A 25288-nucleotide genomic window follows, 5' to 3' on the forward strand; every position below is an offset into this window, starting at 1 on the left:
CGGGGTTTGACGGGAAAGACGGGGCTCAGGGCTAGACGGGGCCCCCGGATGAGGGCGTGCCGTAGAGGCATCGGGAGAGCTCGCGCGCGGCGTGGCCGGCTTCGGCGGCGAGGTGCTCCGGGTCTCGCGGCAGCTCCTCCGGCCACGTCACGGCGACCGCGGCCGCCGGCCATCCGGTGTGGTCGAGCACGGCGACGCCCACCGACCGGAGCCCGAGCGTGACCTCTCCGTCCTCGGTCGCGAACCCGCGGGCCCGCACCTCGCGCAGCACCTCGCGCAGCTCGGTGGGTCGCGACGGGCCGCGACCGGTGCGGTCGGCGAACGAGGCCGCATCCGGGAAGAGCGCCCGCACCTGCTCGCGCGGAAGGGCCGCGAGCATCGCGCGACCGCTCGCGGTGAGGTGCGCGGGAAGACGGACGCCGACGTCGGTCACGAGCGCGGGCCGGCGCGGCGCCCGCTCCTCGACGAGGTAGAGCACGTCGCGCCCGGTCATGACGGCGAGGTGCGCGCTCTCGCCCGTCCGGTCGGCGAGGGCTGCGACCAGTGGGCGACCGAGATGGGCGAGGGGCTCCTGCCGCGCGAACCCACCGGCGAGTTCGAAGGCGGCGGTCCCGAGCCCCCAGCGGCGTTCGTCCGCGAGGTGCACGACGAAGCCGTGAGCCTCCAGCACCCTCAGCAGGTGATAGACGCTCGAGCGGGGGATGCCGAGGTGCGCGGTGATGGTCTGCGCGGCGATCGGGCCCCGCTGACGCGCGAGGAGCGACAGGATCCGCAGTGTCTGATCGGCGGCGGGAACCTGCGGCTTGTCCGGCGTGCGATCCCGCCGGTCGGGGATGCTCATCGCGTCACAGCTTGCCAGAGGGCACACCCTCGCGCGTGGTAAAGCGTATAAAGGCGTATAAAGTACCGGGGGAAGGAGTCGTCATGCATCTCACCGTCAGCCGGGAGCCGGAGCTCATCGCCGTGACCGTCAGCGGGCGCTTCGACGCGCACCGTGTCGACGAGTTCGAACGGAGTGTGGTCGCCCTCGTCGACGACACGCGCCCTCATGTCTACGTCGATCTGTCCGAGGTCGAGTCGATGGACGCCGCGGCCGTGAAGGTGCTCGTCCGCACCCGCGAGGCGGCGCTCGCCCACTCCGGGACGATGACGATCGTCGAGGTCTCCGACGCCGTGCGGACCGTCCTCGCGCAGACGCGCCACGAGGGCGACTTCCGCGTCTCCCGTTCGCCGCAGCGGATGCGCGCGTGAGCGGGGGCGTCATGACTCCTGGCGGGCCGAGAGCATGATCGCCAGCGCGGACCTCGTCGCCCGCATCCGGCGCGCCACCGGCGACACCCAAGAGGGCCTCGCCCGCCGCCTGGCGGTGTCGTTCCCCACGATCAACGCGTGGGAGCGGGGTCGGAGCGAACCGAGCGCGAAGCATCGATCGGCGCTGGAGGCCCTCGCGGCGGAACTGGACATCGTGCACGAATTCGCCGTCATGGTGATCGACGACGATCCCGTCACAGCTGCTCTCGTCGAAGCCGCCGCCACCGAGTTCGGCGGTGCCGTCTCGGTGCATTCGGCGGTGAACGGCTGGGAGGGTCTGGTGACCTGCGGCGCGGTGAAGCCGCGGCTGCTCTTCCTCGACATCATGATGCCGGGGATCGACGGGCTGGACGTCGCCCGACGGCTGCCCGCCATCCCCGATCTCGCCGATCTGCGCGTGGTCTTCGTCACGGCATCGCAAAGTCCTGACATCCTCGCCCGGGCCGCGGCGCTCGGCAACGCGGTGATCTCCAAGCCCGTGGAATTGGATACGTTGGCCGAGGTGATACGGAACACGATGGAACCGTCCCGCCGATGAGCGGACAGCGGTCCGAGATCCTCGGCGACATCGTCCTGCGCCTTCCGCTGGCGGTGTACCGCACGACGATCGACGGCCGCTTCGTCGCCGGCAACGACGCACTGGTGCGTCTCCTCGGCGCCGAGACGTTCGGCGACCTCGCCGCGATCCACGCGCGCGAGATCTACGCCGATCCCGCGCGTCGCGAGTGGCTGATCCGACGCGCTCAGGCCGGAGAGCCCATCCCCGTGGAAGACCTGCAGATCCGACGTTTCGACGGAGGACTGCGCTGGGTCCGGATCAGTTCCCACTCGGTGCGCGGAGAGGACGGCGACATCGCGTACTTCGAGGGGGTGATGGAGGACGTCACGACACTCCACGCCGTGGACTCCCAGCTGCGGCGCTCGAACGAGCTGCTGGACACCCTGACCCGCATGCAGGGGCAGTACATGGCGGGCGTCGACGCCGGCGAACTGTTCGACGGGCTGCTCGAAGACCTCCTGCGCGTCACCGGCAGTGCGTACGGGTTCATCGCCCAGGTCCTCCACGACGCCGACGGTCCGTTCCTGCGGACCTGGGCGATGACCGACATCTCCTGGAACGACACCACCCGCGAGCTGTACGCGCGATGCGGTCCGCGTGGCATGGAGTTCCACAATCTCGACACGCTCTTCGGCCGCGTCGTCACAGACGGCGTTCCCGTGATCTCCAACGCACCGCTCACCGACCCGCGCGCGGCGGGGCGCCCCGACGGGCATCCGCCCTTGGATTCGTTCCTCGGGGTGCCGATCCGTCGCGGAGACGCCGTGGCGGGGGTGGTCGCGCTGGCCAACCGCGACGGCGGATTCGACGAGGAGCTGGTGCACTTCCTCGCGCCGCTCGCCGCGACGGTCGGCAGCCTGATGGAAGCTGCGACGGTCGACCGCGAACGGATGGAAGCCGAACGGCGCCAGGCGCATCACAAGGAACTGCACCGCCTGATCGTGGAAGAGGCCGCGGACGCCATCGTCACCTTCCGCGCCGACGGCCGGATCGTGCTGGCCAACCGCGCGTCCCGGGAACTCGTCGGGGCTCGCCGAGCGAATCTCATCGGCGCCCGAGTCTGGGCGTTCCTGCCGCCGGGCCACGCCCGGTCGTACGTGCGGCGCGCCGCGCACGCGGTCGACACCGGGACGAGCATGGAGATGCAGCTGCGCGGACTCGACGGCGTCGTCCGCCCGGTGGAGGGCACCTTCGTCCGGGGGCACTACGACGACGACGACGTCACGACCGTCATCGTGCGCGACATCGCCGCGCACAAGGAGATCGAGTCGGCGCTCCGCGACGCGCGCGACACCGCGGAGAACGCCGCACGGGCGAAGGACGAGCTGCTCGCGGGCGTCAGCCACGAGCTCCGGTCGCCCCTCACCGCGGTCATCGGACTCAGCTCCGTCCTCGACCGCGAGATCTACGGCCCTCTGACCGATCGCCAGCGGGCGTTCGTGACCCAGATCGGCGACAGCGGACGCCACCTGCTCGAGGTGATCACCACGATCCTCGACTTCGCGAAGGAGGAGTCGGGGCGGGGGGACCCTGTGCTGTCCGCGTGCGACGTGGCCCCGATCGTCGCCGAGGCGCGGGGTGTCGTCGATGATCTCGCGGTCCGCCGGGGGCTCTCGGTGGTCGTCGACGTCCCGGCGGAGCTGCCGCGCATCCGGGTCGACGCGGTGCGGTTCCGTGCGGCGCTGATCAATCTGCTCGCCAACGCCGTCAAGTTCACCCCCGCCGGCGGCACGATCGGCGTGCGCGCCCGCCATGCGGACGATGAGGTGCGGGTCACCGTGTGGGACACCGGCGTCGGGATCGCCGCCGACGATCTCGAGCGCATCTTCGAGCCCTTCGAGCAGGGGGACTCGTCCCTCTCCCGTCCGTTCGAGGGCACAGGTCTGGGCCTGACCCTCAGCCGGCGCCTCATCGAGACGATGGGCGGCACGCTCACCGTCACCAGCGAGGTGGGGCGCGGGTCCGCGTTCGAGATCGTCCTCCCTCGCTGACCCGCCCGCGCGGCGGAGTCTGTGATCTCAGACACAGGATGCCGTGCAGGCCTTCGCTCGGCGGCGGCGCTGCGGTGAGATCGACCCATGAGCACCGCCGTCACCTCACCGTCCGCGCGCACCGTCGAGATCGGCGACGCCACGCTGCGGCCCGCGGACGTCGTCGCCGTCGCGCGTCACGGTGCTCCGGTGGTCGTGAGCGCGGCTGCCCGGTCGCGCATGGCCGCCTCGCGCGCGGTGATCGACGCCCTCGCCGAGGACACCCGCCCGCACTACGGCATCTCGACGGGATTCGGTGCGCTCGCGACGACCTTCATCCCCGCCGAGCGCCGGGTCGCGCTGCAGGCGAGCCTCATCCGTTCCCACGCGGCGGGCACCGGAGCGGAGGTCGAGCGCGAGGTCGTCCGCGCGCTGCAGCTCCTGCGCCTGCAGACCCTCGCCACCGGTCGCACGGGTGTGCGTCCGGTCGTCGCGGAGACCTACGCCGCGATGCTCAACGCCGGCATCACCCCGGTCGTCCGCGAGTACGGCTCGCTCGGCTGCTCGGGCGACCTCGCTCCGCTGTCGCACGTCGCGCTCGCCGCGACGGGGGAGGGAGAGGTGCGCGACGCCGACGGTGTGATGACGGATGCCGCGGCCGCGCTCGCCGAGGCCGGCATCCGTCCGCTGATCCTGGCGGAGAAGGAGGGCCTCGCCCTCATCAACGGCACCGACGGCATGCTCGGGATGCTCCTCCTCGCTCTCGCCGACCTGGAGACGCTGCTGGAGACCGCCGATGTCGCGGCGGCGATGTCGGTGGAGAGCCAGCTCGGCACCGACGCGGTGTTCGCCGCCGACCTCATGGCGCTGCGCCCTCAGGACGGTCAGGCGCGGTCGGCCGCGAACCTCCGCGCCCTCCTCGCCGACTCCGAGATCGTCCGCTCGCACCGCGATCCCGCCGCGTGCACCCGGGTGCAGGACGCGTACTCGCTCCGCTGCTCTCCGCAGGTGCACGGCGCCGCGCGCGACACCGTCGACCACGCACGGCGCGTCGCCGACCGGGAACTCCTGTCCGCCGTGGACAACCCGGTGCTCACCGCCGACGGACAGGTGCGCTCCAACGGCAACTTCCACGGCGCCCCCGTGGCCTACGTTCTGGACTTCCTCGCGATCGCCGTCGCTGACCTCGCCTCGATCTCGGAGCGGCGGACCGACCGTGCGCTGGATCCTGCCCGCAGTCACGGACTCCCGCCCTTCCTCGCCCACGAGGTCGGGGTGGACTCGGGCCTGATGATCGCGCAGTACGCCGCCGCCGGGATCGTCTCCGAGCTCAAGCGCCTCGCGGTCCCGGCATCCGTGGACTCCATCCCGTCCTCGGCGATGCAGGAGGATCACGTGTCGATGGGATGGGCGGCGGGTCGGAAGCTCCGCCGCGGCGTCGACGGGCTCGCCCGGGTGCTCGGCATCGAGGTGCTCACCGCGGCCCGCGCCCTGGACCTCCGCGCCCCGCTCGCTCCGGCGCCGCGCACCGCCCGGGTCCGCGCTCTGCTGCGGGATGCCGGCATCGACGGCCCCGGCACGGACCGCTTCCTCTCGCCCGACCTCGAGCGGGTGGCCGCGCTCGTCAGCTCCGGGGCGGTCGCCCGCGCCGGCATCCCCGAATCCACGAAGGAGTGAGATGACCACCGCATCCGACACCACGACCGCCGCCCCCGAGCCGGCCGCCCGCGCGATCCGCGCCCCGCGCGGCCCCGCGCGCACCGCGAAGAGCTGGGGGGCCGAGGCCGCCAAGCGCATGCTCATGAACAACCTCGATCCCGAGGTCGCCGAGCACCCCGAAGACCTCGTCGTCTACGGCGGCACCGGACGCGCCGCACGCTCGTGGGCGGCGTACGACGCGATCGTCCGCACGCTCGACGAGCTCGAGCCCGACGAGACGCTCCTCGTGCAGTCCGGGAAGCCGGTCGGGGTCTTCCGCACCCACACGTGGGCGCCGCGCGTGCTGATCGCGAACTCGAACCTCGTGGGCGATTGGGCGACGTGGCCGGAGTTCCGCCGGCTCGAGCAGCTGGGGCTGACGATGTACGGGCAGATGACCGCCGGCTCCTGGATCTACATCGGCACCCAGGGCATCCTCCAGGGAACCTACGAGACCTTCGCCGCCGTGGCGCGCAGCCTCGGACGCGACGACCTCTCGGGCACCCTCACCCTCACCGGCGGATGCGGCGGTATGGGCGGTGCGCAGCCGCTCGCGGTGACGCTCAACGGCGGTGCGGTGCTCATCGTCGACGTCGACGAATCCCGCCTGGAGCGCCGGGTCGCCCACGGCTACCTCGACGTGCACACCACCGATCTCGATGCCGCCGTCGCCCGGGTGATCGCGGCGAAGGACGCCGGTGAAGCACTCTCGGTGGGGGTGGTGGGCAACGCCGCCGAGGTGTTCCCGGCCCTTCTCGCCCGCGGCGTCCCGATCGACATCGTCACCGACCAGACGAGCGCGCACGATCCGCTGGCCTACCTTCCGGTCGGCGTCTCCGTGGACGAGTGGCGCGCGCGGGCCGAGGCCGATCCGGCGGACTTCACCGCTCGTTCCCGCCGGTCGATGGCGGCGCAGGTGGCGGCGATGGTCGGGTTCCAGGATGCCGGGGCCGCCGTGTTCGACTACGGCAACTCGATCCGCGCGGAGGCCGAACTCGGCGGGTTCGACCGCGCGTTCGCCTTCCCCGGATTCGTGCCGGCCTACATCCGACCGCAGTTCGCCGAGGGGCGGGGTCCGTTCCGCTGGGTGGCGCTCTCGGGTGATCCCGACGACATCCGCAAGACCGATGAGGCCGTGAAGGCGCTGTTCCCCGAGAACGCCGCCCTCGTGCGCTGGTTGGAGAAGGCGGGCGACACCGTGCACTTCGAGGGCCTTCCCGCGCGGATCTGCTGGCTCGGCTACCAGGAACGGCACCTGGCGGGGCTGAGGTTCAACGAGATGGTGGCCTCGGGCGAGCTGTCGGCACCGATCGTCATCGGACGCGACCACCTCGACGCGGGGTCGGTCGCCTCTCCATACCGCGAGACGGAGGCGATGGCCGACGGCTCCGACGCCATCGCCGACTGGCCGCTGCTCAACGCGCTGCTGAACACCGCGTCCGGTGCGTCGTGGGTCTCGATCCACCACGGCGGCGGGGTCGGCATCGGTCGGAGCATCCACGCGGGGCAGGTCATCGTCGCCGACGGTACCCCGGAGGCGGCGGAGAAGCTCGCCCGCGTGCTCGTGAACGATCCCGGTACCGGGGTCATGCGCCACGTGGACGCCGGATACCCGCGCGCCGCGGAGGTCGCCCGCGAACGCGGCCTGCAGGTGCCGATGTGGTGAGTGCCGATGTGGTGAGCGTCGCGCCGGAGGTCGCCGACCTCCTCGTCACCGGGATCGGCGAGCTGACGACGAACGTCTCGACACCCGACGACGTCTGCGGAACGATCCACGACGCCGCCGTCCTCGTCCGCGCGGGCATCGTCGCGTGGACCGGACCCGCGGCGGAGGTGCCGGATGCCGCCGTCGAGACACCCGTGCTCGACGTCGACGGCGCCGCAGTCATCCCCGGGTTCGTCGACAGCCACACCCACCTCGTGTTCGGCGGCGACCGCAGCGCGGAGTTCGTCGCCCGGATGGCCGGTCGGCCGTATGCGGCGGGCGGTATACGCTCCACCGTGGCGGCCACGCGGAGCGCGACCGACGCCGAGCTGCGTGCCCGGCTCCGGGCGCTCGTCGCCGAGCTCCGCGCGCAGGGGACGACGACGTTCGAGATCAAGACCGGCTACGGGCTGACGGTCGCCGACGAGGAGCGCCTCGCCCGCCTCGCGCGGGAGGTGACGGAGGAGGTCACGTTCCTCGGTGCGCACGTCGTCCCCGAGGAGTTCCAGGACGACCCCGACGCGTACGTCGGCCTCGTCGCAGGTCCGATGCTCGATGCGGTCGCGTCGCACTGCCGATGGATCGACGTCTTCTGCGAGCGGGGCGCCTTCACCCCCGCGCAGGCGGACCGGGTGCTCGCGGCGGGCGCGGCCCGAGGCCTCGGCATCCGCGTGCACGGCAATCAGCTGGGCCCGGGCGAGGGGGTGCGTCTCGCCGTCGCGCGGGGCGCGGCATCCGTCGATCACGGCACGTATCTCGACGACGTCGACATCGCCGCGCTCGCCGGGAGCGACACCGTGCTGACGCTCCTCCCGGGGGTGGAGTTCTCGACGCGGCAGCCCTACCCGGATGCGCGGGCGCTGTGGGATGCCGGCGTGACGATCGCGCTGGCCAGCGACTGCAACCCCGGCTCGAGCTTCACGAGCTCGATGCCGCTGATGATCGCCCTCGCCGTCCGCGAGATGGGGCTCACCCCCGACGAGGCGGTGTGGGCGGCGACCGCGGGGGGTGCGGCGGCGCTGCGGCGCGAGGACGTGGGCGTGCTGCGGCCGGGAGCCCGAGCCGACCTCGTGGTGCTGCGTGCGCCGACGCGCGCGTACCTCGCCTACCGCCCCGGTGTCCCGCTCATCGAGGGCGTCTTCAGCGGCGGGCGCGGCGTCGCCGGGAGCGCGCTCAGCGCGGTGCGTCGAAGCTGAACGACACCGGGTCGACGGCGTCCACGACATCCCAGGACGTCTCGGCCCACGTGAAGACGGCGACGGCGCACGTCGGCATCCGGTCGATGCGATCGCGGGACAGGCGCGCGGCGAGCACCGTCAGGCCCGGGTCGTGGGCGACGAGGGTGACCCGCTGCAGCCCGCTCTCCGCCGCCACCGTCAACAGCGTCGTCGCCGACGCCGCGTAGAGGCGTTCTTCGAGGCGGAGCGGGGCATCCAGCGCATGGGCGAACACCTCGGCCGTGGTGCGGGCGCGCAGCGCCGTGCTGGAGATGACCGCCTCGGGCCAGAAGCCGGTCTCCACGAGCTGACGCGCCATGCGCGGGGCGTCGCGCTCGCCGCGCTCGTTGAGGGGGCGATCGTGGTCGTCGATGTCGGGATCGCCCCAGTCCGACTTGGCGTGGCGGACGAGGGCGAGCTGGATGCCGGGTGCGGGGGTCATGCGGATCCTCTCGGTCGCTGGGCGAGGCCGGCGAGCAGGTCGAGCACGCAGAGCGCGGCCAGCCGCACCGTCCGTGCATCGGGGGCGTCGGATGCCGCATCGACCTCGACGATGTCGGCGGAGCGGAGACGCGGGTCGCGCGCGAGCGCCCGTGCGAGGCGGCGCAGGGCGTCGGCGGAGAGCCCCCCGGGGACGGAGGCCGGGCACCCCGGCGCCACCGAGCGATCGCACACGTCGACGTCGATGTCGAGGTGGATGCCCCCGGGATCGGAGTCCGCATCCCCGCCGCCGGCGATCGACAGGGCCTCGGTGACGACGTCCGCCTCGGGCCGGGAGCGCAGCTCGTCCAGGGTGATGACGGTGATGCCGAGATCGGCGGCGCGCCGCGCGTACGCGGCGGAATTGGCGAAGTCGGCGATGCCGACCTGCACCACGCGGGTGGGGTCGAGCCCGCCCTCGACGAGGCGGCGGACGGGGGAGCCGTTGGAGATCCCGTCGCGGAGGTCGAAGTGGGCGTCGATCGTGATGAGACCCGTGGCCTGCGCCCCCCGGGCGACGGGGACGGTCGCGGCGTTGTCGCCGCCGAGGGCGATGACGAGGTCGGCCGAACCGGAGATCTCGCGCACGCGGGCCTCGGCCCGCTCCTCTCCGTCCGCGCCGTCGGGGTCCGCGACGTCGCCGGCGTCGAGGATCCGCAGCACCGACGGCAGGTCGACGGGCGGCGGTCCGAGGAGCGTCGGGCTGTAGCGCCGGAGGGCCTCGCGCACCGCGGCGGGCGTCGTGTGCGCGGCCGTCGGGGAGAGCGACGTGCGCCACGTCGGCACGCCGACGATCACCGCGGTGGCGGCATCCGTCTCGCGATCCTCGTGCGCGGACCACGCCGGCCAGCCGCCGGCCCGGGGCCACAGCGGATCGACGGCGAGCGCGCTCATTCCGCCACGATAGCCCCCCGGGGTACCCGGGCGTCAGTGGGACACGTACGCCCATGCGCGGCGGCCGCTGCGCAGCACCACGGCCACGCGGCGGTAGAGCGGCGCCTGATACTCGTCGCACGCGTCCAGCTCGTCGTCGTCGACGGGGAGGACGGTGCCGGTGACGTTGTCGAGGTGCTGGCCGGTTTCGCGCAGGGCCGGCTGCACGGAGCGTCTCGTCGCTTCCCCGACGCGCGGATCGACGATCTCGACGTAGTCGACGGTGAAGCCCCCGAGGACATCGTCGGTGCCGTTCAGCCGCCGCCCGAACACGTCGAGCTGCACCTGCGGATCCTGCAGCGTCCCGTACGTGAAGAGGAGGTGATCGGCGCCCACGAGGTCACCGTAGCCTGCGGCGCGGCCGTTGTCAGCGGTGCGTCGCCGCAGCGTCACACGGCGTCGCGCATCCGTGGGTGCGCGTCTCAGCCGCCGAAGAGGGCGTGGGCGATCGTGTAGATGGTCAGGCCCGCGAGGAAGCCGATGATCGTGCCGTTCAGCCGGATGTACTGGAGATCGCGACCGACCATCAGCTCGATCTTGCGGGTGGTCTCCTTCGCGTCCCATTTCTCCACCGTGTCGGTGATGATCGAGGCGATGTCGTGACGGTAGCGGTCGACGAGGAAGACCGCGGCGTCGGTCACCCAGGTGTCGACGCGGCGCTGGAGCGCGGCATCCGTCGTCAGCCGCGTGCCGATCTCGGTCACGGCCGACAGCGCGCGCCGGCGCAGTCCGCTGTCCGGGTCGGCGAGCGCGGCGACGAGGCCGGTCTTCGCGGTCTCCCACGCCTGCGCGGCGAGTTCGCGGACGCGCGGGCTGTCGAACACCGTGACCTTCGCGTCCTCGAGGCGGCCGATCGTGGCGGGGTCGTGCTGCAGATTGTCCGCGAGGCGGGCGAGGTAGCCGTCGATGGCGAGACGCGCCGGATGCTGCGGGTCGGCCTGGACGGCCGCGACGAACTTCAGCGCCTCGTTGTAGACGGTGTCGTCCACGAGGCGCTGGGCGATGCTCGGCACCCACGAGGGGAGGCGCCGCGAGACGAGACCGGTGAAGGCGGCGTGGTTCTCGTTCAGCCACGTGCCGATGTTGTCCACGCCCATGTCGACCGCGCCGTGGTGGGCGCCGGCGTCGAGCACGCGGGAGAGCCACGCGCCGACGCCCGGGCCCCATTCGGGTGAGATCAGATGCTCGCGGGCGAGCGACTCGATGACGTCGCCGACCTCGTCGTCGCTGAGGGCCTGGAGGATGCCGGAGGCCATCGTGGAGGCTTCGGCGACGACGCGTTCCGCGTTCGCGGGCGCGGCCAGCCACTCGCCGAGGCGCGAGGCGATGGCCGTGGACTCCAGCTTCTGCCGGACCACGTCGCCGCGGAGGAACTCCGTCTCGACGAACTCGCCGAGCGTGCGCCCGATCTCGTCCTTCCGCTTCGGGATGATCGCGGTGTGCGGGATGGGGATCCCCATCGGATGCCGGAAGAGCGCCGTCACGGCGAACCAGTCCGCGAGGGCTCCCACCATTCCCCCCTCGGCCGCCGCGCGCACGTAGGCGAGGGCGGGGACGTCCTGCTGGAGCGGGAAGGAGATGACGAAGACGACCGCCATGAACAGCAGCGCCCCGAGCGCCACCGCCTTCATGCGGCGAAGGCCCCGGCGGCGTTCCTCGTCGGCTGGGCTGAGCACGACGGAGCCGGTCACTTCTCCACCGGTCCGAGCCACGCCGTCGCCGAGGTGGCGTGGGCGGACTCGGGGTCGGACGGGTGGAACATCCCGGCGAGGACGTCGCGGTAGAGGCGCCCGAGTTCGCTGCCCGAGAAGTAGGACGCACCGCCCGCGACGAGGATCGCCTCGTCGACGATCTGCTTGGCGGTGGTGACGGCGCGGTGCTTCAGCCCTGACAGCAGCGCGAACCAGCGTGCGCCGTGGTCCGTCCGCGCGTCGATGTCGTGCGCGATCGCGGCCAGCTGCGGCGGGAGGGCGTCGTACGCGATCCCCATCTCGGCCACGCGCCAGCGGATGTCGGGATCCTGACTGTAGGTCGCTCCGGTCTTCTTCGAGGTTCGGCGGTGCGCGGTCGCCACGGCGACGTCGATCGCGCGGCGGGCGATGCCGGTGTAGACCGAGGCGATGAGCAGCTCGAACACCGCGAAGATCCCGAAGACCAGCGGGTCGGGCTGAGGGCCGGGCTCCAGGCGGCGGACGACGCGGTCTGCCGCGGCACGGGCGCCGTGCAGCTCCGTCGTGCGCGACTGGGTGCCGCGCATGCCGACGGTGTCCCAGTCGTCGCGGATGCGCACCCGTCCGGCATCCGTCTCGTCCCGCGAGAGGAACGCGAAGACCATTCGTGGCGCGTCGGGCGAGGTGGTGTCGAGCCCGTGGAGGCCGAGCTGGGTCCACACGGGGGAGAGGGTGGTGAAGATCTTCGTCCCGGTGAAGGCATAGCCGCCGTCGCCCGTGGGGGCGGCCTCGGTGTCGCTGCCGAAGAGGACGAGGTCGTTGCCGGCCTCGCTGATGCCGAACGCGAACACCTCGCCCGCGGCGGCGCCGGTCTGCACGAACCGGAGGTCGTCGATCCCGCGGTCGGCGAGGAGCTTCGCCACCCCCGTCCAGATGAGGTGCATGTTGATCGCGAGCGCGGTGGCGGGCGCCGCCGTGGCGAGGCGCTGCTGGAGGACGGATGCCGCGGCGAGGTCGAGCCCCGCCCCGCCGAGGTCGGCGGGCACGAGGATCGCCAGGTACCCGCGCTCGCGGAGCTCGGCGAGATCGTCCTCGGGAAAGGTGTTCTCGCGGTCGTGCGCGGCGGCCCGCGCGCGGAAGCGCTCCAGCAGGTCGTCGGGGAGGATCGCGGCGGGATCGAACGGCGCGGCGGCGGGGGACGGGGACACGGTCATGACAGGACCTCCAGAAGGGCCCGCACGGTCTCCTCGGGCTTGTCGCGATGGGGGGAGTGGCCGGCGCCCGAGACGATCGTCATCGTGATCTGCGGGTTCGCCTCGACCACGGCTTCGGCGGGCTTGCCGGCGAAGATCGAGTAGACCTTCGGGTCGGACGCGATGACGTGGGTGGGGACGGTGAGCGCGACCGCGGCATCCGTCACGTCCCACTCCGGGTTCTGCGCGCTCGTCTGCTCGACCGCCCACCGGCTCGCCTGCTGCGCGGACAGGGCCTTCAGCTCGACGTCGTGCGGATGCCAGGTCGGGTGGGCGGCGCGGACGGCGGCCGGCGACGGATCGGCGAAGGACTCCTCCTGGCTCGCGCGGACGATGCCGCGGTCGCGCGGAGTCAGCGCGATCGCCGGGTCGATGAGGACCAGGCGCCGGGCCCACGTCGCATCGTCGGCGGCGGCGGCGGCGAGGGTGGCGGCCGCCCCGCCCAGCGAGTGCGCGACGACGAGGTCCCACGTCCCGCCGTCCTCCGGGTGCGTGTGCGCGAGATCGGCCGCGAAGGCGTCGAGGGTGTAGTCCAGCGCCCGCGGCGCCGTGCCGTGACCCCGCAGATCGACGGCGTCCGCGCGCCAGCCCGCGTCGGCGAGGGCGACGCCGTAGCGCCACATCAGCGCGCCGTTCGAGCCGAGGCCGTGCACGAGGAGCGCGCGGCGGGCCAGGCTCGGTGCGCCCCAGGAGCGGCGGGGGAGGAGCACGGGGAAAACCATGCGATCAGCCTACGAGCGGCCCCGGCCCCCGGCATCCACGGGAAGATGGTTCGCATGATCTCGACAGAACGGGCGATCGACCTCCGCCAGGCGGGCCTGGTGTGGCACCCGCGCTCGGGCGACCGCTTCCAGCTGGACGAACCCGAATTCGAGGCGGACGTCTTCACGGTCAGCGAGATGACGGTGGAGCCGCGGGACTACCCGACCGGCAGCATCCTCGCCTTCAACGGCACGACGGAGTGGGCGCTGGATTCGGTCGCGCTCGAGGACGCGCTGTGGCTTCCGCACGAGCACCAGCTGCGCGAGATGCTCCGGGGGACCTTCCGGTCGCTTCGGCGCCTGGCCGACACCCACGAGGTCGAGATCGTCGTCGGCGAGGAGCGCCTGGTGTTCGAGCACCCCGAACCTGCCGACGCGTACGCGCTCGCTGTGCGCGAGATGCTCCGCCGCATCGGCTGAGCACGGCGTCCGCGCGGTCAGGTGATCGTCGCCACGGGCGCGGTGTCGGGCATGGGGCTGGCGTCGCGCCCGCGGAGGTCCGGGAAGCCGCGGACGAACACGACCGAGACGACGAGCCCCGTCGCGGCGAAGATCGTCGCCGCGAGGTAGGCGCCGGTGGGCCCGACCCCGTCGATGAGGAACCCGGCCACGGCAGACCCCGCGGCCGCACCGATGAGCTGGCCGGTGCCCACCCACCCGAAGGCCTCCGCGGTGTCGCTGAACTTCACGCTCGCCGAGGTCATCGCGAACAGCACCGCCAGCGCCGGCGCGACGCCGAGACCCGCGAGGACGAGCGTGCCGCCGAGCCACCAGACGTTCAGCGACACCATGGTGAGGGCGAGCCCCACCGTGACGATGCCGAGGCGTCGGGCCATCGCCCAGCGCCCGATCGGGATGTGCCCGAACCCGAGACCGCCGGCGAGGCTGCCGACGGCGAAGACGGCCAGCACCAGGCCCGCCTCCAGCCCGTCGTGCCCGAATGTGGCGACGACCCCGGCTTCGACGGCCGCGCACGCGCCGATCAGGAGGAAGCCGACGACGGTCGCGAGGATGATCGGCGGCTTCGTCATGACCTTGCCGATGCTGCGGCGGCTCCGGGGGATCCGCACGCGTCCGACCTCGGGGGAGAGGATGAACCACGCCCCGCCGAGGATCAGGATCGCCACGATCAGCAGCAGCGCCGGCACGGTGCCGACCTGGGTGGCCACGACCGTGATGACGACGGGCGCGAGGATCCAGATGATCTCCTGCAGCGACGCGTCGAGCGAGAACAGCGGGGTCAGCTGTCGGCCGGTGACCATCTTCGGGTAGATCGTGCGGACGGCCGGCTGCACCGGCGGCGTCGACAGGCCCGCGATGAGACCGAGCGCCATGTAGGCGGGGAGGACCATCTCGACCAGGGCGATGGTCGTGATGGCCGTGGCGCACACGATCAGGGTGAGGGTCAGGACCTTCCGCATGCCCCAGATGCCCATCCAGCGGCTGGTGACGGGGCCGGCGATCGCCTGACCGATCGAGGTCGCGGCGAGGACGAGGCCGGCCGCTCCGTAGGAACCCGTCTCGCGTTCGATGTACAGCAGGAGCGCCAGGCTCGTCATCCCGTTGGGGAAGCGTGCGGTCAGCTGTGCCGCCATGATGCGCCCCACGCCCGGGGTGCGCAGGAGATCCCGATAGCCCGCCACCAGGACACGCTAGCGCGACACGCCCCGACACGCCGTGGGCGTCCATCCACAGGGAATCGGATGTCGGTGGCCCGGCGTAGCGTCCGATCTGTGGACAACCTCGGAGGCGTCGGAGGAAACCCGCGTCATCCGGCTGTTTTCCCCGTGTCCGAGCGCGTGCCCGGCTGTGGATGAAACGGTGGAGAACCTGTGTTGTACATGGGGACAACGGTGGAAAATCACACGGATGTAACTACTACCCCTTGTGGTGCTATCCGATGTCCGTACCCATATGTAGTATTGGACTCCCGGCGGGGGGCCAGCCCGAGAACTGACCGGAATCACCCGGACGACAACGACAGAAATGGATCGACATGGCGATCACGGTGTACACCAAGCCTTCGTGCGTGCAGTGCACGGCCACCTACCGCGCGCTGGACTCGAAGGGCATCGACTACGAGATCCTCGACCTCTCCGAGGACCCGTCGGCGCTCGAGCAGGTGAAGGCGCTCGGCTACATGCAGGCGCCCGTCGTCATCACCGACGAGGACCACTGGTCGGGCTTCCGTCCCGACAAAATCGACGAGCTCGCCTCGCGTCTGGCCTGATCCCATGGCAACCGCGATCGCCCAGCGACCCGCGGTTGCCGACCCGGCGACCGCGGGACCTCTGCTGGTGTTCTTCTCCAGCATCTCGGGCAACACCGCCCGCTTCGTCGAGAAGGTCGTCGCCACCGGCGGCATCCGCTCGCTCCGGATCCCGTTGCATGCGACCGAACCGCCACTCGTCGTCGACGAGCCGTACATCCTGATCACCCCCACCTACGGGGGCGGTCAGGGGAGGGGCGTCGAGAAGGGCGCGGTTCCCAAGCAGGTCATCCGCTTCCTCAACGACGAGCGAAACCGGAGCCTCATCCGCGGGGTCATCTCCGCGGGCAACACCAACTTCGGCGAGCATTTCTGCTTCGCCGGTGAAGTCATCAGCCGCAAGTGCCGTGTGCCGCACTTGTACCGGCTCGAAGTTTTCGGCACGCCAGAAGACGTGGATCGCGTGAGCGACGGATTGGAACGATGGTGGAAGCAGCAGTGAAGGATCAGGCGCCGTTCAAGTTGGACGCGCGGTTCGAGGGCCTCGATTACCACGCCCTCAACGCGATGCTGAACCTGTACGACGCGGACGGGAAGATCCAGTTCGACGCCGACAAGCGCGCGGCGCGGGAGTACTTCCTGCAGCACGTGAACCAGAACACGGTCTTCTTCCACTCCCTCAAGGAGCGCCTCGACTACCTGGTCGAGAAGGAGTACTACGAGGGATCCGTCCTGGAGAAGTACCCGTTCGAGTTCATCCAGGAGCTCAACGACCTCGCCTACTCGAAGAAGTTCCGCTTCGAGACCTTCCTCGGGGCGTTCAAGTACTACACCAGCTACACGCTGAAGACCTTCGACGGCAAGCGCTACCTCGAGCGGTTCGAGGACCGTGTCGTGATGACCGCCCTCGGCCTCGCCGACGGCGACCAGAAGCTCGCGACCGCGCTCGTGGAGGAGATCATCTCCGGCCGCTTCCAGCCGGCGACGCCGACGTTCCTCAACTCCGGCAAAGCCCAGCGCGGCGAGCTGGTGTCGTGCTTCCTCCTGCGCATCGAAGACAACATGGAGTCGATCTCGCGCGGCATCAACTCCTCGCTGCAGCTGTCCAAGCGCGGCGGCGGCGTGGCGCTCCTGCTGTCGAACATCCGCGAGTCGGGGGCTCCGATCAAGCAGATCGAGAACCAGTCCTCCGGCATCATCCCGGTCATGAAGCTCCTCGAAGACAGCTTCAGCTACGCCAACCAGCTCGGAGCCCGCCAGGGTGCCGGCGCGGTGTACCTCAGTGCCCACCACCCCGACATCATGCGGTTCCTCGACACCAAGCGCGAGAACGCGGACGAGAAGATCCGCATCAAGACACTGTCGCTCGGCGTCGTGGTGCCCGACATCACCTTCGAGCTCGCAAAGAACGGCGAGGACATGTACCTGTTCTCCCCGTACGACGTCGAGCGCGTGTACGGCGTGCCCTTCGGTGACATCTCCGTCACGGAGAAGTACCGCGAGATGGTCGACGACGCTCGCATCAAGAAGACCAAGATCAATGCGCGCGAGTTCTTCCAGACCCTCGCCGAGATCCAGTTCGAGTCGGGCTACCCGTACATCATGTTCGAGGACACGGTGAACCGGGCCAACCCCATCAAGGGCCGGATCAACATGTCGAACCTCTGCAGCGAGATCCTGCAGGTGAACACGCCGACGACGTACAGCGAAGACCTCTCCTACGCCGAGATCGGCAAGGACATCTCCTGCAACCTCGGCTCGATGAACATCGCCCTGTCGATGGATGCCGACGACCTCGGTCAGACGGTCGAGACCGCCATCCGGGCCCTCACCGCGGTGAGCGATCAGAGCCACATCACCTCTGTCCGCTCGATCGAGGACGGCAACGACCGCTCCCACGCGATCGGCCTCGGTCAGATGAACCTGCACGGCTACCTCGCCCGCGAGCACGTGCACTACGGCTCGGTCGAGGGTCTCGACTTCACGAACATCTACTTCTACACGGTGCTGTTCCACGCGCTGCGGGCATCGAACAACCTCGCCATCGAGCGCGGGCGCGCCTTCGACGGCTTCGAGGACTCCACCTACGCCAGCGGCGAGTTCTTCGACAAGTACATCGAGCGCGCGTGGGTTCCCGAGACCGAGAAGGTCAAAGAGCTCTTCGCCGGCAAGCACATCCCCACGCAGGACGACTGGATCCAGCTGAAGGCGTCGATCCAGAAGCACGGGATCTACAACCAGAACCTGCAGGCGGTGCCCCCGACCGGGTCGATCTCGTACATCAACAACTCCACGAGTTCGATCCACCCGATCGCGTCGAAGATCGAGATTCGCAAGGAAGGCAAGCTCGGCCGCGTCTACTACCCGGCGCCGTTCATGACGAACGACAACCTGGAGTACTACCAGGACGCGTACGAGATCGGCTACGAGAAGGTCATCGACACGTACGCCGCCGCCACCCAGCACGTGGACCAGGGCCTGTCGCTGACGCTGTTCTTCAAGGACACCGCCACCACGCGCGACATCAACAAGGCGCAGATCTACGCCTGGCGCAAGGGCATCAAGACGATCTACTACATCCGCCTGCGGCAGCTGGCGCTGGAGGGCACCGACATGACCGAGTGCGTCTCCTGCATGCTGTGACCCGCTGAGATCCGCTGAGCACCGAGAGAGAACCCCATGGCTGAGAAGCTGCAACTGCTGAACCACGTGCAGGCCATCAACTGGAACCGCATCGAGGACGACAAGGACCTCGAGGTCTGGAACCGCCTCGTGAACAACTTCTGGCTGCCCGAGAAGGTGCCGCTGTCCAACGACATCCAGTCGTGGAACACGCTCACCCCCGAAGAGCAGCTGGTGACGATGCGGGTCTTCACGGGCCTGACGCTGCTGGACACCATCCAGGGCACCGTCGGCGCCGTCTCGCTGATCCCCGACGCGATCACGCCGCACGAGGAGGCGGTGTACACCAACATCGCCTTCATGGAGTCGGTGCACGCCAAGAGCTATTCCTCGATCTTCTCGACCCTGTGCTCGACGAAGGAGATCGACGAGGCGTTCCGCTGGTCGGTGGAGAACCCGAATCTGCAGAAGAAGGCGCAGATCGTCATGGAGTACTACCGTGGCGACTCACCGCTCAAGCGCAAGGTCGCCTCGACCCTGCTGGAGAGCTTCCTGTTCTACTCGGGCTTCTACCTCCCGATGCACTGGTCCTCGCGGGCGAAGCTCACCAACACCGCCGACCTCATCCGCCTCATCATCCGTGACGAGGCCGTGCACGGCTACTACGTCGGGTACAAGTTCCAGAAGGGTCTCGAGAAAGTCGACGAGGCCACCCGTCAGGACATCAAGGACTACACGTTCTCGCTCCTGTACGAGCTCTACGACAACGAGGTGCAGTACGCGCAGGACCTCTACGACGGCATCGGCCTGACCGAGGACGTCAAGAAGTTCCTGCACTACAACGCCAACAAGGCCCTGATGAACCTCGGGTACGAGGCGATGTTCCCGGCGACCACGACCAACGTGAACCCGGCGATCCTCTCGGCCCTGTCGCCGAACGCCGACGAGAACCACGACTTCTTCAGCGGGTCGGGTTCGTCCTACGTCATCGGCAAGGCCGAGGCCACCGAAGACGAGGACTGGGACTTCTGAAACCCGTCACTCAGCGGAGGGCGCGGAGGTAGCGGCGTCTCGCGACGACCTGGGCGACCCGCAGCAGCGGGAAGACCCACCTCCACCCTCCGCTCGGTGCGGGCGCGGTCAGCGATCGCACGGTGAAGACGACCTCGTCGCCGCGGCGGTGCACGATGAATGCCTCCTCTCCGTGCACCGGGTGGCCGGGGAGGGTGCGATAGGCGAACCCGACGCGGGTCGGCGTGTCGACCACCGCCACGACGCGCACCGGTTCGTGGACGCGGATGCCGAGCACCCGCGCCGTGATCGTCCGACGCATCCCGGCCCGGACGGGGGAGTCGTCATCGACCGTGAAGCCGCTCCGCGTCTTGACGGCCCAGCGCAGCACGTCCCGCGATGCCCGGCGCCACAGGTCGTCGCCGGTTCCGATCCGGGCGGCGGCCGCGGCGCGGCGGAAGCCCGGGAGCGGCTCCGCCGGCCAGCGCGCAGTCTCGGGGCGCGTGGCCGCGTCGGCGCCGAGTTCGCCGGCGCGGGTCATTCCCCGTCCTCGTCCCGCTGCGACGAGGGGTTCAGGTCGGGGTGCGTCACGACGACGAGGGAGTAGGGGTCGCCGTCGGCATCCGGTCCGCGTTCCGCGAACTCCGTCAGGAGCTCGTAGACGCGCTGGTCGAGTTCGGCTTTGTGCGCGGCGTTGAGCTTCAGTCCGAGCCAGGAGAACTGGATGTCCTCCGGATCGAGCCCCTCGATCTGCTGCAGGAACGTCTCGACGAGCACCAGGCTCCCGCCGGGAACCGGCGTCCGCCACGACAGCCCCGTCGCCCGATAGGGGATCTCCCGGGCGCCGCGTGTGCCCGCCCGCGGCTCCTCCGCGGCGAGGAAACCGGTCTGAGCGAGGGTCCGCACGTGGTGGAGCATCGTGCCGGGATTCACGTCGAGGAGCGCGGCGAGCTCCTTGTTCGTCCGGCTTTCGAAGCGACACAGGCGAAGCACGCGCAAGCGCAGCGGCGAACTCAGCGCGCGCGAGCGCGCGAGGGATTCGGCATCCGGATCATCCGCAGCATCGTCCGTCACGGGGCCAGCCTAGTGGCGAGCGATTGACAAATCTCAATCGCTCGCACACACTGACCAGCGTGACCGAGACATCCCGCTCCGACGAGCCCGATCCGACGACCGCCGAGCGGCGTCGGGGTGGACTCTGGCGGGATCGGAACTTCCTCACGTTCTGGGGCGGTCAGTCGCTCGCGCAGTTCGGCTCGCAGATCACCGAGCTGGCGCTTCCCGTGCTCGCGGTGCTGGTGCTCGGCGCGACCGAGTGGGAGGTGGGCGTGCTGAACGCGGCCGGGGTCGCGGCCTTCCTCGTCATCGGTCTGCCGGCGGGTGCCTGGATCGACCGGATGCGCAAGCGCCACGTCATGATCGCCGCGGATGCCGTCCGCATCGTCGCGCTCGCAACGATCCCGGCCCTGTGGGCGATCGGCGTCCTGCAGGTCTGGCACCTTGTGGTCATCGCGCTGGTCATCGGCGTAGCGACGGTGTTCTTCGACGTCTCCTACCAATCGGTCGTTCCGTCCCTCGTGCGTGGGACGGCGATCCCCGAAGCCAATGGCAAGCTCGAGGCCACGCACCAGCTCGCCGGCATCGCCGGGCCCGCGCTCGGCGGCTGGCTCGTGGGTGTGCTCACCGCGCCGTTCGCCGTCCTCGCCACGGCGGGGACCTACGTCGCCTCGCTTCTCGCGCTTCTCTTCACGAGGGACGACGAGGTCGTCGCGCCCCGCCATGAGCACGAACCGATCGTCCGCGCGATCGGCGTCGGCGTGCGCTGGGTGTTCGCCAACCCCTACCTCCGCCGTATCGTCGGGACGACGGCGGTGTCGAACTTCTTCAGCGTGATCACCTACACGATGCTGCCGATCTTCCTCCTCCGAGAGCTCGGGCTCAGCCCCGCCGGCATGGGTGTCGTCTTCTCGTTCGGTGCCGTGGGCGGACTCCTCGGGGCCGTCGCGACTCCGCACATCGTCCGCTGGCTCGGCGAAGCCCGCGCCATCCCGATCAGCTCGATCGGCTTCTCCGTCGCGGGGCTCTTCCTGCCGGCCGCCGCCCTCGTGCCCGAAATCGCCTTCGTCGTGCTCGTGGTGCAGTCCGCGGTCGGGATGTTCACGGTGCTCGTCTACAACATCGTGCAGGTGTCGTTCCGTCAGAGGATCACGCCGAAACCGCTCCTCGGCCGGATGAACGCCTCGATCCGCTTCTTCGTGTGGGGAGTGATGCCGATCGGCGCGCTGCTCGCCGGCGTGCTCGGCACCGCGTACGGAGCTGTGGTGACGATGTGGATCGGGGCGATCGGCGGGATGCTCTCGATCCTGTTCGTCGTGATCGGCCCCTTCTGGGCGCTGCGCGAGCTCCCGGGCGTCACGATCGAAGACGAGGCGACGGCCGAGGCCTTGATCAAAGACTGAGGGAACTCTCATGCGGGGGAATGGACCCTGCCGGTTTCGCCGACTACCCTCTCCGATAGATCCGCATCGCGACAGCGCAGCCAGGCCTGCGCACCCGTCGAGACGGCCTACCCGACTCCGGGCCGAGATGACGGGTCAGGTGCCCTCCGGGATTCCGCCGGTCCAGCCCCCCAGGACCGTCGAGACCCGGAGGGCACCGCTTCGCCTCCGTGGGACGTATGGGCGAACGGCGTGCACGCATTCGGTCGCATCGTCGCGGCATCCGCTCAGAGCACCGCGTCGAGAACGGCGCGTTCTTCGGCAGCGGTGAGACCCGAGCGGCGCTCCCGGTCGATCCCGCGACGGCGTTCGTCCGCCAGGGTGCGCTCGATCGTCTCGACGAGCGGGCGGATGCGCCCGCCCGTCTCGAGAAAGCGACGCCCGGATCGTTGCGCGAGCGCGGTGTCCGCGCGGGGGAGCCACAGGGGGAGGGAGCGGGGCCCCGCCCAGTACTGCACGTCGAGGGCGAGGAGCGCGTCGTCGTCCACCTCGACGCGGTCGCCGGCGGACGAGGCCGCATCCGCCATCTCCGCGAGTGCGGTGGCCATCGGATGGACGTCGCCGACGGCGTTCACCGTGCCTCGGATGCCGTTCGTGGCGGCTCGGGCGAGCCACGCCGCCAGGTCGGCGACATCGATGACCTGCACGAATCGGTCTTCCGTCACCGGCAGAAGCGCCCTGCCGCTGCGACTGAATCGTGCAGGCCAGTAGCCGAAGCGGTCGCTCGGGTCACCGGGGCCGACGATGAGTCCGGGGCGGGCGATGAGCAGTCGATCCTCCAGGCGGCGGCGGGTGGCGAGCTCGGCGGCGGCCTTCGCGTCCGGGTACTGCGTCAGGTCGGCGGGGGAGACGAGCGCGGCCGACTCGTCGGCGCCGGGTTCGTCGTTGCGTGCGTACACCGAGATCGTCGAGACGAGCGTCCAGTGGGCTGCGCGATCGGCGAGTGCGTCGAGGGCCGGCCCGACGAGGTCGGGAGCGTAGGAGAACTCGATGACCTCGTCCCAGTCCCCGTGGAGTCCGTCGTATGAGCCGGGGGCGCTGCGGTCAGCCCGGATGAGACGGGCGCCGTCCGGGACGCCGCCGGAGGTCCCGCGGGCGAGGCAGGTCACGTCCGCGCCGCTGTCGATCAGGTGGCGGACGGTCTCCCGACCCGCCCACCCCGTGCCGCCGAGGACGAGAACGCGCTGCATGGCCCCAGTCTCGACGGTGTCCTCTCGACGCTCCAGCCCTTACGCTCTCAGCATGACCACCCATCGTGTGCTCGCGCCGTCTCCACCTATCGCCGGTGAGACCGTCAAGGGGCCGGCGTCCTACTTCCCGAGCATCGAGAAGACCTATGGCCGTCCGGTCCAGGAGTGGCTCGACATCGCGGCCGACGGGCTCGACACCCAGTCGCACATGGCTGTTGTCCAGGCGCTGAAGGAAGAGCACGGCCTCGGTCACGGGCACGCGAACGCGATCGTCGCCTACGTCAAGGCGGAGCTCGCATGATCCGCACCGCCGCCCGGTGGGCGCTGGCTTCGGCCATGGTGTTCGCCGGCATCAGCCACCTCACCTGGGCGCGCAAGGAGTTCCGTGCGCAGGTGCCGGACTTCGCGCGCGAGCTTATGGACGAAGACGGTGTCGTCGTTGCCTCCGGGGTGGTCGAGGTGTTGCTCGGAGCATCGCTCGTCGCCCTGCCCGGATCGCGCCGCCGTGTGGGAGCGACCCTGGCAGCGTTCTTCATCGCGATCTTCCCCGGCAACATCGAGCAGTGGCTCCGCCGCCGCGACGGATTCGGCCTGGACACCGACCGCAAGCGCTTCTTCCGCCTGTTCTTCCAGCCCGTGCTCGTGGCGTGGGCGCTCTGGTCGACGCGCCGCTGACGCGTGCGCGGGGAACCGAACACGTTCGCGACGACGCTGGCGGTGAGCCGCGCAATGTCGGAGGTACGTTCTAGTCTGTGATCACCTGGTACTGATCGAGACGGGAAGACATGGACGAGACTCCAGAGCCGGTGGACGAGTGCGACGGTCGTGATGAGGTGGCGCGGAAGACGGCCGCGTTCGTGGACGAGATCGTCGAGTCGCGGCGGATGGTGGCGGAGGGGCAGGCGCGTGAGGCCGCGGCGATGGCGGAGGCGTACGCATATACGCAGGAGCAGACCGCACTTCTGGGGTCGGCGACGGTGAAGACGCGGGAGATGCCGTTGCGGGCGATGGCGGCGGAGATCGCTGCGGCGACCCGGGTGAATGACAGCACGGTGCAGAACCGGTTGTTCGAGTGCCACCGGTTGGTGACGGAGTATGCCCCGACGTTCGAGGCGTGGCGGGCGGCGAAGGTGTCGCAGGCGCACACGAAGGTGATCATGGAGTTCGGGTCGGACCTGCCCGACCCGGCTACGCGGGCGGCGTATGAGAAGGACGTCCTGGACTACGCGGTGAAGACCGCGACCGGACGGTTGCGTCCCTATGCGCAGCAGGTGGCGGACAAGCTCAACCCGCGGACGGTGCAGGAGCGGCACGAGGTCGCGGCGTGCACGCAACGCGTGTTCGTCGAAGACCTCCCCGACGGGATGTCGATGCTCGGAACGATCGCCCCCTCCACCTACGTCCACGGGGCGTATGACCGTGCGACCCAGGAAGCGCGGGAGATCAAAGCCGCCGACCTGCGGGCCCGACGGGAGTACGCGGAGCGGCGGGCGCGCGGTGAGGACATCGAAGAGCCGTGGTTCGACGACCGCACCCTGGATCAGATCCGCGCGGATGTCGTGATGGACATGCTCCTCACCGCCGCTCCCACCATCGATCCCACCGGCGGTGGCCTCGCAGCGATCCGCGCGAGCGTGCAGGTCAGCATCCCCGCCACAACCCTGGCGGGGACGACGTCGGGTGGGGCGGAGTTGAACGGCAAGTGCGCGATCGACCCGGCGACGGTGCGGATCCTCACGGGGAACGCTCCCGGGTTCGACCGGGTGTTCCTCCACCCCGTCACCGCCGAAGTGCTCACCACGGATCGGTATACGCCGACGGCGGGGATCAAGAGGTTCCTGCAGGCCCGGTACGTGCGGTGCGCGTTCCCCGGGTGCCGTCGACCCGCGATGCGGTCCGAGATCGATCACCACCGGGAGTATGCGAACGGCGGGAAGACCGACGGCGACAACCTCGGGCCGTGCTGCACCCGACACCATGTGACCCGGCATGCCGCTGGATGGACTGTCGAACAACTTCCGGGCGGAAGGCTGAAGTTCACCGCGCCGTCGGGGAAGGTCTACATCGAGGACCCACCACCCCGGGTGATGTTCATCCCCGAACCTGACACCGAGCCCGAGCCGGAGCCCCAGCCGGCGCGAGCGATGGGGTCCCCACCGTTCTGAGAATCCACGGTCTCGCCGCGCTTTCGCCGCGGTGCC

General features: G+C 70.3%; 26 protein-coding genes. 15 read left to right on the forward strand and 11 right to left on the reverse strand.

What is annotated here, in order from left to right; translation table 11 throughout:
* Positions 1 to 31: 31 nt before the first annotated feature.
* On the reverse strand, positions 32 to 841 hold the full coding sequence (locus KZC50_RS13080; RefSeq protein ID WP_301135114.1) for an IclR family transcriptional regulator: 810 nt from the start codon (positions 839 to 841) through the stop codon (positions 32 to 34).
* 83 nt (positions 842 to 924) lie between these two features.
* On the opposite strand from KZC50_RS13080, the gene KZC50_RS13085 reads away from it, so the two are divergent.
* The 6 genes from KZC50_RS13085 to hutI all read left to right on the forward strand — a co-directional run bounded on the left by KZC50_RS13085 (position 925) and on the right by hutI (position 8439).
* Positions 925 to 1251 carry an STAS domain-containing protein gene (locus KZC50_RS13085; RefSeq protein ID WP_310891975.1) on the forward strand — a complete coding sequence of 109 codons (327 nt, stop codon included), beginning with the start codon at positions 925 to 927 and terminating at the stop codon, positions 1249 to 1251.
* Positions 1252 to 1285: 34 nt separating this feature from the next.
* Positions 1286 to 1849, forward strand: coding sequence for a response regulator (locus tag KZC50_RS13090; RefSeq protein ID WP_236968954.1), 564 nt, complete (start codon positions 1286 to 1288; stop codon positions 1847 to 1849).
* Positions 1846 to 3861, forward strand: coding sequence for an ATP-binding protein (locus KZC50_RS13095; protein WP_310891976.1), 2016 nt, complete (start codon positions 1846 to 1848; stop codon positions 3859 to 3861). The genes KZC50_RS13090 and KZC50_RS13095 overlap by 4 nt, the downstream gene beginning before the upstream one ends.
* Positions 3862 to 3948: 87 nt before the next feature.
* Positions 3949 to 5517: a histidine ammonia-lyase gene (gene hutH, locus KZC50_RS13100; RefSeq protein ID WP_310891977.1), complete on the forward strand. Its 1569-nt coding sequence runs from the start codon at positions 3949 to 3951 to the stop codon at positions 5515 to 5517.
* 1 nt (position 5518) lies between these two features.
* Positions 5519 to 7204 carry a urocanate hydratase gene (gene hutU / locus KZC50_RS13105; protein ID WP_310891978.1) on the forward strand — a complete coding sequence of 562 codons (1686 nt, stop codon included), beginning with the start codon at positions 5519 to 5521 and terminating at the stop codon, positions 7202 to 7204.
* On the forward strand, positions 7201 to 8439 hold the full coding sequence (hutI, locus tag KZC50_RS13110) for an imidazolonepropionase (RefSeq protein WP_310891979.1): 1239 nt from the start codon (positions 7201 to 7203) through the stop codon (positions 8437 to 8439). Before hutU ends, hutI begins: the two co-directional genes overlap by 4 nt.
* Here hutI and KZC50_RS13115 read toward each other — a convergent pair.
* From KZC50_RS13115 to KZC50_RS13140, 6 genes are all read right to left on the reverse strand, one after another.
* A complete protein-coding gene (locus tag KZC50_RS13115) occupies positions 8417 to 8902 on the reverse strand; it encodes a SixA phosphatase family protein (protein ID WP_310891980.1) in 486 nt (161 codons plus the stop codon). The two genes, hutI and KZC50_RS13115, sit on opposite strands and share 23 nt — an antisense overlap.
* Entirely contained in the window at positions 8899 to 9834 is a 936-nt protein-coding gene (locus KZC50_RS13120) for an arginase family protein (protein ID WP_310891981.1), read from the reverse strand. The genes KZC50_RS13115 and KZC50_RS13120 overlap by 4 nt, the downstream gene beginning before the upstream one ends.
* 33 nt (positions 9835 to 9867) lie before the next feature.
* Positions 9868 to 10209, reverse strand: coding sequence for a gamma-glutamylcyclotransferase family protein (locus KZC50_RS13125; protein ID WP_053548808.1), 342 nt, complete (start codon positions 10207 to 10209; stop codon positions 9868 to 9870).
* A gap of 86 nt (positions 10210 to 10295) precedes the next feature.
* Entirely contained in the window at positions 10296 to 11504 is a 1209-nt protein-coding gene (locus KZC50_RS13130; RefSeq protein ID WP_310892081.1) for a DUF445 domain-containing protein, read from the reverse strand.
* Between the two features lie 56 nt (positions 11505 to 11560).
* Positions 11561 to 12757 (reverse strand): acyl-CoA dehydrogenase family protein, encoded by a 1197-nt coding sequence (locus tag KZC50_RS13135; RefSeq protein WP_292683470.1) that lies wholly within the window; start codon positions 12755 to 12757, stop codon positions 11561 to 11563.
* Positions 12754 to 13518 (reverse strand): alpha/beta fold hydrolase, encoded by a 765-nt coding sequence (locus tag KZC50_RS13140; RefSeq protein WP_310891982.1) that lies wholly within the window; start codon positions 13516 to 13518, stop codon positions 12754 to 12756. Before KZC50_RS13140 ends, KZC50_RS13135 begins: the two co-directional genes overlap by 4 nt.
* A gap of 54 nt (positions 13519 to 13572) precedes the next feature.
* On the opposite strand from KZC50_RS13140, the gene KZC50_RS13145 reads away from it, so the two are divergent.
* On the forward strand, positions 13573 to 13977 hold the full coding sequence (locus KZC50_RS13145) for a pilus assembly protein CpaE (RefSeq protein WP_236968944.1): 405 nt from the start codon (positions 13573 to 13575) through the stop codon (positions 13975 to 13977).
* Positions 13978 to 13994: 17 nt separating this feature from the next.
* Here KZC50_RS13145 and KZC50_RS13150 read toward each other — a convergent pair whose 3' ends face one another.
* Positions 13995 to 15200 carry an MFS transporter gene (locus tag KZC50_RS13150; protein WP_292683462.1) on the reverse strand — a complete coding sequence of 402 codons (1206 nt, stop codon included), beginning with the start codon at positions 15198 to 15200 and terminating at the stop codon, positions 13995 to 13997.
* A 353-nt stretch (positions 15201 to 15553) separates the two neighbouring features.
* On the opposite strand from KZC50_RS13150, the gene nrdH reads away from it, so the two are divergent.
* Genes nrdH through nrdF form a run of 4 tightly spaced genes read left to right on the forward strand, consistent with a single transcriptional unit; the run spans position 15554 to position 19420 of the window.
* Entirely contained in the window at positions 15554 to 15787 is a 234-nt protein-coding gene (gene nrdH / locus KZC50_RS13155; protein WP_053548782.1) for a glutaredoxin-like protein NrdH, read from the forward strand.
* Between the two features lie 4 nt (positions 15788 to 15791).
* On the forward strand, positions 15792 to 16268 hold the full coding sequence (gene nrdI, locus KZC50_RS13160) for a class Ib ribonucleoside-diphosphate reductase assembly flavoprotein NrdI (RefSeq protein WP_310891983.1): 477 nt from the start codon (positions 15792 to 15794) through the stop codon (positions 16266 to 16268).
* Positions 16250 to 18409, forward strand: coding sequence for a class 1b ribonucleoside-diphosphate reductase subunit alpha (nrdE, locus tag KZC50_RS13165; protein WP_053548780.1), 2160 nt, complete (start codon positions 16250 to 16252; stop codon positions 18407 to 18409). The genes nrdI and nrdE overlap by 19 nt, the downstream gene beginning before the upstream one ends.
* A gap of 36 nt (positions 18410 to 18445) precedes the next feature.
* Positions 18446 to 19420 carry a class 1b ribonucleoside-diphosphate reductase subunit beta gene (gene nrdF, locus KZC50_RS13170; RefSeq protein ID WP_053548779.1) on the forward strand — a complete coding sequence of 325 codons (975 nt, stop codon included), beginning with the start codon at positions 18446 to 18448 and terminating at the stop codon, positions 19418 to 19420.
* 10 nt (positions 19421 to 19430) lie between these two features.
* Here the strand turns inward: nrdF and KZC50_RS13175 are convergent, their stop codons facing one another.
* A complete protein-coding gene (locus KZC50_RS13175) occupies positions 19431 to 19940 on the reverse strand; it encodes a DUF1990 domain-containing protein (protein ID WP_301135096.1) in 510 nt (169 codons plus the stop codon).
* Positions 19937 to 20473 (reverse strand): helix-turn-helix domain-containing protein, encoded by a 537-nt coding sequence (locus KZC50_RS13180; protein WP_310891984.1) that lies wholly within the window; start codon positions 20471 to 20473, stop codon positions 19937 to 19939. The genes KZC50_RS13175 and KZC50_RS13180 overlap by 4 nt, the downstream gene beginning before the upstream one ends.
* A gap of 59 nt (positions 20474 to 20532) precedes the next feature.
* Between KZC50_RS13180 and KZC50_RS13185 the strand changes: the two genes are divergently transcribed.
* The gene (locus tag KZC50_RS13185; protein ID WP_310891985.1) at positions 20533 to 21858 is read left to right on the forward strand and encodes an MFS transporter; all 1326 of its coding nucleotides are present in this window, start codon (positions 20533 to 20535) and stop codon (positions 21856 to 21858) included.
* 266 nt (positions 21859 to 22124) lie between these two features.
* Here KZC50_RS13185 and KZC50_RS13190 read toward each other — a convergent pair whose 3' ends face one another.
* The gene (locus tag KZC50_RS13190; RefSeq protein ID WP_310891986.1) at positions 22125 to 23087 is read right to left on the reverse strand and encodes an NAD-dependent epimerase/dehydratase family protein; all 963 of its coding nucleotides are present in this window, start codon (positions 23085 to 23087) and stop codon (positions 22125 to 22127) included.
* Positions 23088 to 23139: 52 nt separating this feature from the next.
* On the opposite strand from KZC50_RS13190, the gene KZC50_RS13195 reads away from it, so the two are divergent.
* The 3 genes from KZC50_RS13195 to KZC50_RS13205 all read left to right on the forward strand — a co-directional run bounded on the left by KZC50_RS13195 (position 23140) and on the right by KZC50_RS13205 (position 25252).
* Positions 23140 to 23388 (forward strand): DUF4287 domain-containing protein, encoded by a 249-nt coding sequence (locus tag KZC50_RS13195; RefSeq protein ID WP_310891987.1) that lies wholly within the window; start codon positions 23140 to 23142, stop codon positions 23386 to 23388.
* Positions 23388 to 23762, forward strand: a complete 375-nt coding sequence (locus KZC50_RS13200; protein ID WP_310892082.1) for a DoxX family protein — start codon at positions 23388 to 23390, stop codon at positions 23760 to 23762. Before KZC50_RS13195 ends, KZC50_RS13200 begins: the two co-directional genes overlap by 1 nt.
* Positions 23763 to 23872: 110 nt before the next feature.
* Positions 23873 to 25252 carry an HNH endonuclease signature motif containing protein gene (locus KZC50_RS13205; RefSeq protein ID WP_310891988.1) on the forward strand — a complete coding sequence of 460 codons (1380 nt, stop codon included), beginning with the start codon at positions 23873 to 23875 and terminating at the stop codon, positions 25250 to 25252.
* Positions 25253 to 25288 lie beyond the last annotated feature (36 nt).

This window comes from Microbacterium aurantiacum, assembly GCF_031625015.1.
Taxonomy (GTDB): domain Bacteria; phylum Actinomycetota; class Actinomycetes; order Actinomycetales; family Microbacteriaceae; genus Microbacterium; species Microbacterium aurantiacum.